This is a genomic window from Flammeovirga pectinis, from assembly GCF_003970675.1.
Taxonomy (GTDB): domain Bacteria; phylum Bacteroidota; class Bacteroidia; order Cytophagales; family Flammeovirgaceae; genus Flammeovirga; species Flammeovirga pectinis.
On the sequence record NZ_CP034562.1, the window covers coordinates 3,662,575 to 3,678,203 of the forward strand.

Genomic DNA, 15,629 nt, shown 5'->3' on the forward strand with positions numbered 1-15,629 from the left:
GCCGAGTTAGTCTAAAATCTTAATACGAATAGAGTAAATTTTAAAAAATTGGATATTTAACACTGAATTAGCGAGAAAAATACACTTATTCCTGTAATGTACATAACATTATATAATCATTCCAAGTAAATATTTAATTATAAATAGTAGGCAATAAAAATGCCATAACTACAACTTGAATTAATACTATTTAGCCATAATATCCATTAACGGTTCCAGTGCTTTCCTCACTTGTTTACTTTTACAAGAAAAATTATTTACAATTACAGTAAAAACTAATATTTCTCCATTGCTTGTTTTAACAAAGCCTGCATAGCTTCTAACTCTTCTCATAGAGCCACTTTTACCCGTAATTTTACCTTTTGCATTATTATATTTACAAAAGTATTTTAACGTTCCAGAAGTGCCCGTAACAGCAAGAGATTTAAAAAATGATGGATAAACAGCATCTTTTGTCATTTGCTCCAAATACTGCGTCATGTGTTTAGCAGAAAAAGCTCCAAATGGAGATAAACCACTTCCATCTTCTAAAAATAAACCTTGAGTATCAACCCCTACTTCTTCAATACAACTTAACAATGTGGAAGTTATATCTTCAGGAAGTATTGATCCCGTCTCATTAATACTAACGGTCTTTATGATCGCTTCCGCATATAGATTGATACTTTTTTTATTTGTTTTATTAATTATCCAAGATAAATCATGTGAAAACACACTGCAAAGCGGTTTTACAATAGGTAATTTATTTTTATCATATACTACTTTCACCTCATTATTATCAATAATTACTCCTTGAGAAGCTAAAGTATCAGCCAAAATCCAACCTGCATGATAGTCAGGATTTGTAATACCTCCTTTCACTTTAAAAGATGATCTATTGGGTGGTAGTGTGCCTCTTATAATGTGACTATCAGAATAAGGCGACGAAAATATAAAAGAATTATCTCCTGTACCTTTCTCTCCTGCTAAAACTTCGGATTTAACTTTTAAATAAGGTGCTTTTGGTTTTATATCTATTATTGATGCTACTTGACTCTGACTACCTGTTTTAAGGTACAAGTAATACATATTATCATTTACATTTAGTGATGCCACTCCAGCTCCATAATAATTTCCAAGATCCTCCCAAACCCACTTTGGTGGTGTAGTTAATTGTCCATATAAACTTGCATCAATAATAACTTTACCTTTAATCTCTTTTAAGCCAGGAATAGATGCTACAATTGCACTGTCTAGACTCCTTAATTGTAGGGTTGGATCACCTGCTCCATGAATTACTAAATCACCATCTAAAACACCATTATATATTTGCCCTGTATAAGATACTCTTGTCTCATATTTAAAACCTTCTCCAAGTTTTTTTAAACCAATACCTGTTGTAAAAAGTTTAGTTATTGAGGCTGGTGTTAAAGATGTTTCTTCATTATAGCCATATTCTAATGGTTTACCAGAAAGCGACTTAACATGAAAAGAAATTGAACCTCCTTTCATCCATTCACTATCTTGTATAGTGTTAACAGCTTCTTTTATTTGTTGAATTTTTGATTGAGCGCCTACTTGATTATTAAAAAATAAAAAAATGACGTAAAAAAATAATACCTTAATAGTAGTATTTAAGTGGAGTTTTCTAAAAATAGACATGATTTTAACTTCGTTTATATGGCAATTTCTAGGTAAATTTGAGAATTACAAGCAAATTCTTGATACATTTTATCAAAAATTGCCTCAACTAAAGAAAAGAATAAATATTCATATTTAAATAAAATACATTTGATAGAGAAAGTAATCCCTTTAGAAGATGTCGCTCTAGTCGATTTCTTGGGTGTTGACAATAGCAATATCAAAGAATTATCTACAGCATTTCCTAACAGTAAAATTATTGCTAGAGGTAGCGAAATAAGAATACAAGGTGCTAGTGCTGAAATAATTAGAGTACATAAAGCTATAAACGAACTTCTAATTCATTACAGGAAGTTTGGTAAAGTAACAGTAGATAATATACTTGATTACGTTGAAATGAATGCTGATTTACAAGATGCAGACGTTAAAGACGAAATTCTCCTTTATGGTGCAAAAGGTATTGCTATTAGACCCAAAACAAGTAACCAACAGAAACTTGTTGATGCTGTTAAAAAGAATGATCTTGTTTTTGCACTCGGACCTGCAGGTACTGGTAAAACGTATGTTGCAACGGCTCTTGCTGTAAAAGCACTCAAAAATAAGCAAGTAAAAAGAATTATTATATCTAGACCTGCTGTAGAAGCCGGAGAAAGTTTAGGTTTCCTTCCGGGAGACTTAAAAGATAAAGTTGATCCTTATTTACGACCTATTTATGATGCTTTAGATGACATGATTCCATCAGAAAAATTAAAATTCTATATGGAAAATCGTGTGATTGAAATCGCACCATTAGCCTACATGAGAGGTAGAACATTAAGTAATGCATTTGTTTTACTTGATGAAGCTCAGAATACAACTGAGATGCAAATGAAAATGTTACTTACACGTTTAGGGTTAGACTCTAAAATGATTATTACTGGTGATATTTCTCAGATTGATTTACCTCCAAGACAAAAATCTGGTTTAGTGGTTGCATCAAAAATTCTTGATAATGTAACGGGTATTAAAGTACTTCATCTTACACAAAAAGATGTTGTTCGCCACCGCCTAGTTAAAAATATCATTTCTGCATATCAAAAATCAGACGACCGTAAAAAGGCAATAAAAGAAGAGCATAGAAATGAAAATAAATAGAGGTTTAAAAATAACGCTTCTATTATTGGCAATTGCTTGGCTTCTAAAGATTATTGAATGGTCTTTAGAAGTCAATCTTTATCATCTTGGTATCTATCCTAGAAATCGATTAGGTTTTTTCGGGATATTCTTTTCTCCCTTCATTCATGGTGGATTAAAACATATAATCTCAAATAGCTTTTCCTTTTGTATTCTATGTTTTTCACTTTACTTATTTATCCCAAAAATCGCCTCTAAAGTACTTATACAGCTAACACTAATAAGCGGTTGTATGGTTTGGTTTTTTGCACGCCCCTCCTTTCATATAGGTGCAAGTGGTGTTATTTACGGAATAGCTTCCTTTTTATTCTTTCTTGGTATTTTTCAAAAGAATCCTGGCTCTTTAATCATTTCACTTTGCATTGCTGTATTGTATCAAGGTATGCTTACGGGATTAATTCCAAATGAACAGGGAGTTTCGTGGGAATCTCATTTATCTGGTAGTATTGCTGGGCTAGTATTAGCGTACTATTACAAGAATATCGAAACTGAGTTTTCTCAGAAAAAGGAAATAAAAATTGAAGATGATTTTAGTTTCGAAGGGTATCGAAATATTGAAAACAAGGCTTTTATTTATAAATACAGTGACAATAATAAAAGAGTAAAGGAATAAATAATTTCATTTTTTATCTTTCTTATTGATACATTTATAGCAGACCAAATAAATAGACAACAGATTTACTAATAATGATATTTAATTTTTTCAGACAACTTCAGTTACATAAAAACAGTGATGTTTATAAAAGACTACAGCAAATTTTACTTTACACCTTAGGGATAAATATTCTATTTGCTGTCCTTTTTAAAAATATTGAACAAGTTTCTTGGAACGAAGCTATTTGGCAAACTTGGCAAACTGCAACAACCGTTGGTTATGGAAACAAACCTGCAGAAACTCTTGCAGGTAGAATTATCACAATGCTACTTAGTACAGTAAGTATTGCGTTCGTCGGTGCATTATTTGGTGCCGTATTTGACTATAGAGAACACCATAAAACACAAAAAAAATTAGGCTTTATGAACAATCCATATAAAGACGGTTACGTCGTTTTCAACTTTCCAGGTATAAACATAGCAAAACATTTTATAGATGAGTTAAGAGCTGTTGAGCATAATGTCGGTATTTGCTTTGTTGATAATCATATTGAAACACTTCCAGACGAGATTGCATCTCTACCTAATATTCATTTTTTAAAAGGTAGTCCATTACAACAACAAACATATACCAATGCACAGGTAAATAAAAATAAAACAATTATTGTATTCCCTGTCCATCATAAGACATCTACTTCGGATGGTAGCACTAAAACCACAATAGATCTTCTAGAGCGTTTTATTACAAGTTCTACTAGAGTTCTTTTCGTATTAGTTGATCAGTCTAATGCATGGATGTTTGATACGAATAATGCTACGCATGTAAATGCAGACCTCTCTATTTTAGCAATTGTACAGGAATGTCAAGATCCTTATTCTGCTAAAGTGATAGAGGATTTACTCTATAATACACAAGGAGCTAACCCTATGACTGTGACAGTAAATAAGTTAGCAGGTATCTCTTGGAAAGATTTTCAGATCAATATGATGCATGTTTTATCTGACTATAAATTTGATTGTAATGTACTCTCTATCATTAGAGATGGACAGAGTAATTCTTGTCCAAAACCCTCTGAAATACTCGAAAAAGGGGATTTATTATCAATAGCTACCTATGACGAATTTCCTTGGGAAGATTTTGAAGAGAAAATAATAGAACTACAATCTTGATTCTCAATAAGAATCATTTAGAAATCTTATTGAATATTTTAGTGAATCACTTTCCTTTTATCTAAAACTTATTTATATTTGCGATCCGAAATCATGGATTGAATTTGAAAAAACCTTCATAAAAGGAAAATATAATGATCGAAATTAAAGTAAAAGATAACGAGTCTATCGACCGTGCTCTTAAGCGTTTCAAAAAGAAATTTGAGAGAACTAAAGTTCTTCGTGAATTACGTGGTCGTGCGTATTACGAGAAATCTTCTGTAACTGACAGAAAGAAAGCAATCAAAACTGCTTACAAAATCAAAATGAGAACTGAGCAAGGAGCTTAATCTTATTTTGTATTCTCTTAAAAGAAGCCTATCAATATTATGTATTGATAGGCTTTTTGCGTTTTAAATTTTCAAATTTTCAATAAAAACCGTATTTTGTTTCTCAGAGGACAGAATTCAATTTATGATTACACCATTCCAATCTTTTTTAAATCACTTACAGTTCGAAAAAAAGGTTAGTAGCCACACGCTTACTGCTTATAAAACGGATTTACTACAGTTTGATACTTTTATTAAACTAGAGGATGATACAAGTACCTTAGAAGGTGTAAAAAAAGCTGAAGTTAGGCTTTGGATAAGCACTTTAATGGAAGAAGAATTAAGTACTCGAAGTATTAACAGGAAAATGGCCTCGTTAAAGAGTTTCTTTAAGTTTCTTAGAAAAAGAGATATTATAGAAGTGGACCCTTCAAAATCTATTCATGCCTTAAAAACTCCTTCAAGACTGCCTCAAAGTGTTAAGAGTACCGAGATGAATCATCTATTAACAGATGAAGTTTTCGAAGATAATTTTGATGGAATCAGAGATAAATTAATTTTTGAGTTTCTTTATGGAACTGGTTTAAGGTCTTCAGAGTTATTACAAATAGAAATTAATGCTATTGATTTCTCAAGTAACACTGTAAAAGTACTTGGTAAAAGAAATAAAGAAAGAATAGTCCCCTTACACGCACAGTTAGTACATCAATTAAGATATTACCTTGATAAGAGAAAGAATTACGACACCCAAAACCTCTTTATTACCGAAGAGGGTGCCCCCTTGAAGTATCAACAACTTTATCACCTTGTAAAAAGGTATTTAAAGGAAAACACAACCGTTGGAAAAAAATCTCCACATATTTTACGACATTCTTTTGCGACAAATATGCTTGAAAACGGAGCAGCTCTAAATGATATCAAAGAGTTACTTGGTCATGCTAACTTATCTGCAACTCAGATATATACACATTCATCTTTATCTAGGATGAAAAAAGTACATGCTCAAGCACATCCAAGGTCAGGAAAAAAATCTACTTAAAAATTAGTAAAATGTGGTATTTTGACACAACCAAGTCAAAAAATAATCGTACATTAGAATAGAAGTTAACGGTTATTTTGAGCTTTTAGTCGCACCTTTTTTTGGTGCAAAAAATGTACATTTTAAATGTATAAAAACAACATCTTTTTTTTAAAATTGAATCTTTTCATAACACTTTAAAACAGTAAAAATATGAAACTCGACATCCAATCAATACATTTCACAGCAGATCAAAAATTAATTGATTTCATTGAAACAAAAGTAAATAAATTAGAAACTTTTTACGACAGATTTGTTGACGGAGAAGTTTTCTTAAGAGTAGAAAAAAACAGTGACAATAGTCGAGATAATAAAGTTGTAGAGATTAAATTAAATATCCCTGGTGATACATTAGTAGCTAAAAAGCATGGTGTGTCATTCGAAGCAGCTACAGATGATGCTACTGAATCATTACGTCGTCAAGTAAAGAAATTTAAAGAAAAATTATTAGACAAATCTGGAGCTTAATCCTCCATGCTTTTAAAATGTACATAGACTAAAAGTATATTATACATAAAAGATGTTTAGAAAGGGTCAATCTCAAATTAGAGGTTGACCCTTTTAGTTTAAAAAACCTCCACATTTTGCAAAACAAAATGGGAGGCTCAGTAAACGAGGATATAAATAATATCTTTGGTTACATCGAAAATATCAACTCTAGAAATAAAAAGGTGTAAAAAACATATTCCTAGATGTCTAATTAGTATCAACGTTTACCAATAATATTCTATGTGATTTATATGTAGTAAACCATAAATATTAGTGTATTTCACTACCATTTACCTTGAGTTTTTTTTATTCAAAATTATCAAAAAACAAAACCTTTATGCTGATTTTTAAGTTTGATTTACTCATGGAAATATGCTTAAAATAGCTATTTACTTATGATCGTCTACTTAATGGATAACGATATGATCACATGTCAATAATAAATATTATTTAGCCGTCGTCATAATCATTTAAGATTGTTTATATTTCTCTAGTATTTGTTGACTTTCTTAAAGATTATCAGTGAGTTATTTTCTTTTCTTTGGCTTATATTTTGATTTTTGGAGTATCTTTCCTGCGTTATCATTTGCCATTAATTGTGGTAACATAACCTCTGGGTTTGCTCTCATATAACTCTGTACAATTCTCCAACCAATCCACCTTCCTAACCTTCCTGGGCTATCTTCAGATACTTCTGATGTGACAGGTCTATCATCAACATAACGTTTTACTGTTCTGCGTTCTGTTTTATAAAGCAACTCATTTTCTACAAAATGACTCCAAATATAGGCTTCATTATAATTTACACCTTTTAGTTCTTTAGCAGTATACCCTGTTTTTATAGAATCTGCTGTATAAGGCATTACATCGTCTACAAACTCGTAGGCTTTCCCCCAGGCTATCATATGCGACAACACGGACCTATCATTAGGGTTTACCTTATTAAATCGATTAGACAGCATCTGTATAGAAAAAGGTACTAAGTGTTCTGGAGTATATCTTCTACTTATGTAGCTTGGGACTTCTGGAACACCATAAGAAGCTGTCGGACCTTCAAAGTAATCAAGACCAATAACAATAAAATCTCCTAAGTCTAAAACATCTCCACCAAAGCCCCAGTTAGCAAAACCAGAAATTGATGTATATATTTTAGGAGGATTAAAATCTGGGTAATAATATTTGATATATTTAAAGGCTTCTTCAAACTCTTTTTTCTGAACTTCGAAATTCCCGAAAATTCTATCTGCATCCATCTTTAGAGTATCATTTTCAACTTTATTTCTAAAGTCCCAAATGGCTTCTACTAAAAAATGTCTATTGGGATATAACCCTGCCTGTAAAAAATATTTTTTTTCTATCTCAGGATTTTCTATCAAGAATTTTACAATATCATCTTTAGACTTAAGTGCAAAAATTTCTTGTTCAAGATGCCTTACCTCTACATTTATTTTAATTTCTGATACATCAGGGAGTTCTTTTTCATCACTAGAACCACATTGGAAAAATAATAATGTACTAAAAACTAAGAAGATGTATTTAAAAATTTGTTTTGTCATTTTGTTAGGATTAAGAAGTAACGGTTTCGATAGCATAAAACTATTAATTTTTATGTATAAAAAAACCTCTCACAATATAAATTATGAGAGGCTTTAGCGTATCTAACTTTCACTATACTGCAAAAGCAAAGAATACTAACCAAACTATTATTAAAATACTTAATAGAATTGGCAAAGAATATCTTAAAATGTAACCAAAGAAAGAAGGCATTTCAACACCTGATTGCTCAGCAATTGATTTTACCATAAAGTTTGGTCCATTACCAATATAAGTCATTGCACCAAAGAATACAGCAGCAACAGATATTGCTGTTAATTCTAATACAGATTCATGATTTGGAGCTCCTTGAACAATACCATTAGTAAAATCAACTACATCACTAACAACGCCAATGTCTGCTCCTTTAGAGGCCATTGCTGCTGTTAAGAAGTTTAGGTAGGTAGGTGCATTATCTAATATTCCAGATAAAGCTCCTGTTGCCCAATACAGAGAATTATGGTTAATTAATGCCGCTCCTTCTGGAGATTTCGCAAAATTGGCTACTAACTCTAAGGCGGGCATCATCGTTCCAAAAATACCTATAAAAATAAAGGCTACTTCTCTAATCGGCTCAAAATTAAACTCATTACCTTGAATGGCTTTTTGATCTGCAAGCTTAAATGACAGGTATGCAACAGAAAGCATAATTATCTCTCTAATGAAAGAAAATAGCGTTGCTCCTTCATGATGCTCTAAATCTGCTAAGAAACCAATAGAAAAACCATCATGTGTTTGTAAAATACCTGGTAACCATCCAATTTTAGACGGATCTAAGAAAACCGCTCCTACTAAAACTGCTAGCCATGCAAAGTTCTTACTACCTGTAATGGTAATCTTATTTGAATATTCTTTCTCGCCTTCCTCTTCATCAAAAAGTAAGTTTCTTTTATTAATAAAGCGCTTATCTGCAAAGAAGAATACAATACATAATAAAGTTATTGTGAAAGCCCACATTGGTAAACTATGTACCAATGTCCATTCAAAAGGTACTCCTTTAAGGAATCCTAAGAATAATGGAGGATCTCCAATTGGCGTTAATGCACCACCAACATTACTTACAATAAATATAAAAAATACAATATGGTAAGGTTGAAGTCTCTCTTGGTTTAAACGCATAAAAGGTCTAACAAGAAGCATAGAAGCACCTGTTGTTCCGATAATATTTGCTATCACAGCTCCAAAAGCAAGAAGCAATGTATTTACCAAAGGAGTTCCTTTCTTATCTACTTTAATCATAATACCACCAGATGCTATATAAAGCCCCGATAGTAAAGCTATAAACTGAAAATATTCGAAAAATGCGTGGATTGGAGCATGTGTATTGTGTAACCCAAAAATATAATATAACACTACTGATCCAGCTAAACCAACAGCAACTTTTGGATAATTATGGTGCCAGAACTTCTCGTAAAAAAGAGGTCCAGTAGCAATCATTATTAAAAGTGTAGCAAATGGAATAACACTCCAAGGGGCCGCTTCAGGATGTCCTCCTCCACTCGCTAAAGCCGGCGATACTCCTACTAGCATACCTAAGCTTAAGGTCATTAGGAGAAGTAATAATTTCTTTTTCATATTCTAATTTGTAAACAGTTACTGACAAACTTCTAATCGTAAGAATTTTTCTATTTACTAGTAAAAAATAGCTATCTAAATATCTATTTCTAATAGTCGTTGATAGTTCAGTTAATCTCTAAGACGATATATATTTTTATCCTACAATTAATTTCCTCGTTCAATTGTGATGCTATTTTATGAAATTCTACTCTCTTAAAACAATGATTAAATTCAAGAAGCAGCATTATAAAGAACTCTTAAGAATTATTTAACATATCTTTAGTGTTTTGTAACTTCAATAGCTGTTTTCCCCAATTATATTTAATCAATAACAATCCACAAGATTAAATTCACTTTCATTTAAAAATGATTGATATACAACATTTCCTTGCTCATTTATGTAAAGTAAAATATATAATTTTGCTTGCTTAATAAACTGCTTCGCTAAAAAAAGAGGTTCCTCCTTAGATCCAATATTTTGTATTGATAAAAACTCTGGATAAATCACATTTCCATATTTAATTGAGTACGCTCCGTATTGTTCATTCTTTTGATATAAAATCCAAGTATACCCCTCTTCAGTGGTCTTTATTTTGTAGCTATCACAAGCCAAGACGATATCATTCTTTTCTACATTCAAGAGTTTCCACAGGTTGTCTTCTCGTATAAAAACTGAAGTGCTATCAAATAATGTCATATCATTATAATAAAACTTTGCAGTTGCTATGGTAGACAGTGAGAATAATCCTTTCTTTCCTTTTTTACTTCCCAACCATTGTGTTACCTCTTCTTTTTTAATAGTAGTTTTAATTAATTTACTATCAAATTGGGGTGCTATTTTTTGGTTTGTTTCTGGAATATATAATCCGTATTTACCGTTCTTTTTCAAAACAAAAACTCCATTTTCATAATAGATAGCAGAGTATCCTTCTTGAAAATGTCTTTTCCCTTTAGTTGTATACAAATAGTACCAATTTCCATATTTGGCAATTACAAAACCATTAGCAGTTACAGTTAGGTCTGTAAACTGAGGTGTCATTATCTGATTTCCTTTCTCATTGAGTAAAGCAAATTTCTTATACCTTTTACTTTTTGCTCCAATAAATATTTCTTCTGTAGAGTCTTTTTGTACATACTGAATATGCCATTTTGTATACGATTTCAATAATAAGTCTCCTCCTCCTTTAAAATAGAGATGATCTATTCCTCCTGAGGATGCTACTATACCATTACCATTACCATTAAATACTATCGTATCTGCTACATAATTCCCTAAACTATCACCTGACCATGTAAAAGCTTGCCATTTATTTTTCCATCTAGATATCACTCCTTGCTCTTTTACAACAGGAAGAAGAAGAGAATCAATTTTCAATTTGTTATCATAATTAAGTAACTGCCATAAAGTATCGTTCTGTATAAACCAACCCTGCTTATAGGGAGCATCTTTAATTAAATCATAATCATCTGTCCATTTTTCTCCATTAGGAGAATAAACAGCCCACTTTCCTTCTTCTTTTAAAGAAAACCATTGGTCTTCTAAGCTTTTATAAGATTCGAATCTAAATACACTGTCAGCAGAATTAATTTGTTCGCTAAAAATAGCAGATTCAGAAAAGTAATTCCATCTCCCTTTTTTCATTATTAATAGCGTATTCTCTGCAATTTTAATCAACTGCCCTGCTTCTATCGGAAACTTCTGTGTACCATCTGAAGAGATTATACCCCATCTACTTTTTATTCTAACACCAAATAATCGATTACTTATCTGCATAATCTGATCATACATACAAGGAATCCATTGTTCTTCATTTAAAGCATAAATACCATATTTCCCCTGCTTTTTTACAACTGCTAATCCTTCAGATAAAAAAGAAATACTCTCGTATTCAAATGGAATTAGTACTTTCCCTTTTCTATTAACAACCCCATGTCCCGTTTCTTTTTCTACTTCGATATAAGATGATTGAACACCATTACAGTTATATTTTTTCTTTGCTTGGAGAAATGCATCCTCTAAAATTACTTTACCTTTATTATTTATAAATGCTACTTTACTATCTTTTATTACAGGATAAATAGTGTGTTTCTCTGCCAAGTTAAGTGATTGATAATACGAAATATTTTTCCAATTAGGGTAGCTGATCAAAACGCTATCTTTATTTTCAGAAAAATACCATAAATGAGTAATTGCAGTGTCAACTCGACTACTATTTGGGTAATCTCTTATAAAACTTAAATAATCACTTTCTGATTTATTCTCCGTTCGCAACTCATAGATTTGCTTCTCTACTTTACTCTTAAATTTATTATTTGGATGTTCAAGTAAAAAGCGGTTTAAAGCATGTTCGTCAGCATCTTTTGTTTTTGAGTGATACACTAAGATTTCATATTGTTCTTGAGCTAAATCTCGCTGTTTTGCTTCTGGATGATTTTTTATAAACTCTTGATAAGATTTATAACTGTGCTCTTTTTTAGCAATCTCAAAACTTAAACTATCCTTTAGTTCTATTGCTCTAGGTATATGTGTAGCATCTGGATATTTTTTTATGAAATCTTTAAAATCATCAACCTTAAAAGAAGACATAGAGGCTTCAAAAGCAAGTTGTTCAACATGATTGAGCCAATAACCAATAGAATCTATATTTACATAACTCTTTACCCATACAGCATGTGTTTGCTCATCTGCATTATCCCAATTTAATTTTGCCTCTTGCAGGTGTAAATAAGAAGAATCCAAATTGTATTTCAGGTTATTTTCCACATAGTAAAGTCCCCATAAATAGTTTAAGACGGCATTCCCCTCTAACTCATCAGATTCTTTAACTAATTTCTTTTCAATTTTTTCATATTCACCTTTATCAGCAAATTTCCAGAATAATTTAGAAGTTTGTGCGTCAACTTTATTTATCTGAAAAAGACAAAAAAGTAAAAACAGTATATATATTTTCATTATACTTTTATTAAAAGTAGTAGGTAACCTATTTCTTATTTAATACAGATTTTCCATCTAATCCACTAAATACTCCCTTTGCATTAAAACCCATTATGGTACTTTTAAAATGATAGACAGGCGCTTTGTATCTCAAAAAGAGAGTATCAGCTTATATAAATCATAAAAATATGATGAATCTGTTTAAATCATTAAAACTTAATCTCACAAAAATATTGAGATCTCATATCGACCATTAACTTTGTGCCAAGATATAAATGATTATCACTTTATCTTTTAAAAGGTAATTTTGTTGATGTATAAATCTGATCACAAAATTAACAGTGATAACTTCTAATAAAAATGTAAATGTCAAATTCGAGATTTCCTTTCTTTGTTGCCAAACGGTATTTCTTATCACAGAGAAATATAAAAAGCATATCATTAATGCTTATTGTCTTGGTGGTACAGATGACATTTGGAGTTGTAGTCTTTATTGGGAAAGCCATTGGTGTTCTTTTCACCTTCTCTCCTAAAAAGATTAGAAAAACATACAAAGGAATGGCTGAAAAGTTCATAAGACAGAACTTTATACAGACCCTTTCTAACATAGCCATGATTGGTGTAGGTTTTGGTACCGCTGCTTTGGTAATTGTTCTTTCACTGTTTAACGGTATGGAAAGAACACTAACAGGTATGTTTAACCGCCATAACCCAGAATTAAAAATTGAAATAAAAGAAGGAAAATCTTTCCCCTATACTTGGACTTTGAGAGATCAGATAGAAGAGATAGAAGGGGTTCAAGCCATTACAGAAATAATTGAAGATAAAGTTTTAATACTGTACAACAACAAACAGAAGGTTGTTACAATGAAAGGTGTTAGCGAAAACTTTATCCAACAAACACATATTGATACTACCGTTGTTTTAGGTACTAACACGCTATATAATAACGACACACGGTATGCATTGGTGGGTTCTGGGGTATATCAAGAACTTGGTTTAAGATTAAGAGATAGTATGCACCCTTTGCAGTTTTGGTATCCTAAAAGAAAGGGTAAAGCATCACTAGATCCTTCAAAAGCATTCAATAAAAAAATTATCCAAGCAGGAGGTGTATTTGTAGCAGAGCCTCAATTTGATCAATCTACTGTGATTGTTTCTTTAGGGTTTGCCAATTCATTATTAAACTATGGAAAGCTAAGAACTGGTTTAGAAATAAAAACAGACGATCATACTAGTCCTGAAAAGGTTAAAAAAAGATTGCAAGAAGTTCTTGGTGATACGTTTATTATAAAAACGAGACCAGAGCAACAAGCACAAGTTCTTAGAGCGCTAAAAATAGAAAAATTCTTTACCTACGGAACGTTCGCGTTAATTCTAGGTATTGCATCGTTTAATGTATTCTTTGCTCTTGCAATGCTTTCTATAGAGAAAGGGCATGACATGAATATTATTAAATCTATGGGAGCTACTGATGGAATGATTAGGAGAATTTTCTTATTTGAAGGAAGTCTTGTCGCCGTTTCTGGAGCTATTTTCGGACTCTTATCAGGCTATGTTTTTTGCATTGCTCAAGAAAAATTAAAATGGATTAGTACAGGTGCTAACAATGGTATTCTTGATGCTTATCCTGTAGAAACACGTTGGCAAGACTTTGTCATTATCTGTCTTACAGTAACTACAATTACGGTACTTGCATCTGTTATACCTTCTAGAAATGCAGTTAAAAATACACGTAGATAATTATTTCTAATCATTCTTCGTATTTTTGCAATAACATTTTATTTAGAGGAAGGCATAACTTTCACAAACAACAAACATTAATCGGAAAAAGTCATGAGTTTAAAAGAACGCATTAAAGAAGCTGTTACAACAAACATTGATGAAATTGTAGCAAATAGACATCATTTACATGCTAATCCAGAGCTATCTTATCAAGAGTTTGAGACAGCTAAGTTTGTTGCAAATAAATTAAGAAGTTACGGCATAGAGCCTCAAGAAGGTGTTGCAGAAACAGGTATTGTTGCTTTAATCAAAGGAAAAAATCCAGAGAAAAAAACAATCGCATTGCGTGCTGATATGGATGCATTGCCAATTGTTGAAGCAAATGATGTTCCTTATAAATCTAAAAATGAAGGTGTAATGCATGCTTGCGGGCACGATGTTCATACTACTTCATTATTAGGAGTTGCACAAGTTCTTTCTAAACTGACTGATCAATTTGAAGGTACTATCAAATTAATTTTCCAACCAGGAGAAGAGAAATTGCCAGGTGGAGCATCATTAATGATTAAAGACGGAGCATTACAAAACCCTGCCCCAACTAAAATTATTGGTCAACATGTTATGCCTTTTATTGATGCCGGAAAAGTTGGATTCAGAGAAGGTATGTATATGGCTTCTGCAGATGAAATTTACTTTACCGTAAAAGGACAAGGTGGACATGCTGCAATGCCAGAAAAAAATATTGATCCAGTAGTAATCACTTCACATATAATAATTGCCTTACAACAAATTGTAAGTAGATATGCTTCTCCAAAAATCCCTTCTGTTTTATCTTTTGGAGATGTAAGAGCAATTGGTGCTACCAATATTATTCCTAATGAAGTAAAAGTGCAAGGTACATTCCGTACAATGAACGAAGAATGGAGAGCCGAAGCACACGAAAAAATCACAAAAATGGCAGAAGGCATTGCTGAAGCAATGGGAGGATCTGTTGAGATGAATATTTGTAAAGGCTATCCTTTCCTTGTAAACGAGCCAGAACTTACAAAAAGAAATAAAGCAGCTGCAATTGATTATTTAGGAGAAGAAAATGTTGTAGATCTTGACCTTTGGTTAGCTGCAGAAGATTTTGCCTATTATTCTCAAGAAATAGATGCTTGTTTCTACAGATTAGGTACTCGTAACGAAGAACAAGGTATAGTATCTAGTGTACATACACCAACTTTTGATATTGACGAAAGTGCTTTAGAAATTGGTGTTGGACTTATGGCTTGGTTGGCTGTTTCTGAGTTAAATGCTTAGTAACGTCATCAAATTATCGGCTTCCTTTCCTGTCTAAAATCAAAATTTACACAAGCTATCTTTCAAGTTATTAGTAAGTTAACTG

The 15,629-nt window shown here is 31.8% G+C and carries 12 protein-coding genes; 8 read left to right on the forward strand and 4 right to left on the reverse strand.

Features of this window, described 5'->3' with window-relative positions; genetic code table 11:
* Positions 1 to 186 precede the first annotated feature (186 nt).
* The gene (dacB, locus tag EI427_RS14730) at positions 187 to 1,641 is read right to left on the reverse strand and encodes a D-alanyl-D-alanine carboxypeptidase/D-alanyl-D-alanine endopeptidase (protein WP_126615974.1); all 1,455 of its coding nucleotides are present in this window, start codon (positions 1,639 to 1,641) and stop codon (positions 187 to 189) included.
* 129 nt (positions 1,642 to 1,770) lie between these two features.
* On the opposite strand from dacB, the gene EI427_RS14735 reads away from it, so the two are divergent.
* The 6 genes from EI427_RS14735 (at position 1,771) to hpf (ending at position 6,411) form a co-directional block, all read left to right on the forward strand.
* A complete protein-coding gene (locus tag EI427_RS14735; protein WP_126615977.1) occupies positions 1,771 to 2,754 on the forward strand; it encodes a PhoH family protein in 984 nt (327 codons plus the stop codon).
* Positions 2,741 to 3,406, forward strand: coding sequence for a rhomboid family intramembrane serine protease (locus EI427_RS14740; protein WP_126615980.1), 666 nt, complete (start codon positions 2,741 to 2,743; stop codon positions 3,404 to 3,406). Before EI427_RS14735 ends, EI427_RS14740 begins: the two co-directional genes overlap by 14 nt.
* Before the next feature lie 74 nt (positions 3,407 to 3,480).
* A complete protein-coding gene (locus EI427_RS14745; RefSeq protein WP_126615984.1) occupies positions 3,481 to 4,557 on the forward strand; it encodes a potassium channel family protein in 1,077 nt (358 codons plus the stop codon).
* 134 nt (positions 4,558 to 4,691) lie between these two features.
* Positions 4,692 to 4,886 carry a 30S ribosomal protein S21 gene (rpsU, locus tag EI427_RS14750; RefSeq protein ID WP_126615986.1) on the forward strand — a complete coding sequence of 65 codons (195 nt, stop codon included), beginning with the start codon at positions 4,692 to 4,694 and terminating at the stop codon, positions 4,884 to 4,886.
* A gap of 124 nt (positions 4,887 to 5,010) precedes the next feature.
* The gene (locus EI427_RS14755) at positions 5,011 to 5,904 is read left to right on the forward strand and encodes a tyrosine-type recombinase/integrase (protein ID WP_126615988.1); all 894 of its coding nucleotides are present in this window, start codon (positions 5,011 to 5,013) and stop codon (positions 5,902 to 5,904) included.
* A 192-nt stretch (positions 5,905 to 6,096) separates the two neighbouring features.
* Complete coding sequence (gene hpf, locus EI427_RS14760; RefSeq protein WP_126615991.1) at positions 6,097 to 6,411, forward strand: ribosome hibernation-promoting factor, HPF/YfiA family; 315 nt, start codon at positions 6,097 to 6,099, stop codon at positions 6,409 to 6,411.
* A 548-nt stretch (positions 6,412 to 6,959) separates the two neighbouring features.
* On the opposite strand, the gene gldB is transcribed toward hpf, so the two are convergent.
* From gldB to EI427_RS14775, 3 genes are all read right to left on the reverse strand, one after another.
* Positions 6,960 to 7,988, reverse strand: a complete 1,029-nt coding sequence (gene gldB, locus EI427_RS14765; RefSeq protein ID WP_126615994.1) for a gliding motility lipoprotein GldB — start codon at positions 7,986 to 7,988, stop codon at positions 6,960 to 6,962.
* 112 nt (positions 7,989 to 8,100) lie between these two features.
* Entirely contained in the window at positions 8,101 to 9,573 is a 1,473-nt protein-coding gene (locus EI427_RS14770) for a sodium:proton antiporter (protein ID WP_394345840.1), read from the reverse strand.
* A gap of 334 nt (positions 9,574 to 9,907) precedes the next feature.
* On the reverse strand, positions 9,908 to 12,535 hold the full coding sequence (locus tag EI427_RS14775) for a WG repeat-containing protein (RefSeq protein WP_126616000.1): 2,628 nt from the start codon (positions 12,533 to 12,535) through the stop codon (positions 9,908 to 9,910).
* A gap of 348 nt (positions 12,536 to 12,883) precedes the next feature.
* Here EI427_RS14775 and EI427_RS14780 point away from each other — a divergent pair, with 348 nt between their 5' ends.
* Positions 12,884 to 14,260, forward strand: coding sequence for an ABC transporter permease (locus tag EI427_RS14780; protein WP_126616003.1), 1,377 nt, complete (start codon positions 12,884 to 12,886; stop codon positions 14,258 to 14,260).
* Positions 14,261 to 14,353: 93 nt separating this feature from the next.
* Positions 14,354 to 15,544, forward strand: a complete 1,191-nt coding sequence (locus EI427_RS14785; RefSeq protein WP_126616006.1) for a M20 metallopeptidase family protein — start codon at positions 14,354 to 14,356, stop codon at positions 15,542 to 15,544.
* Positions 15,545 to 15,629: the final 85 nt, after the last annotated feature.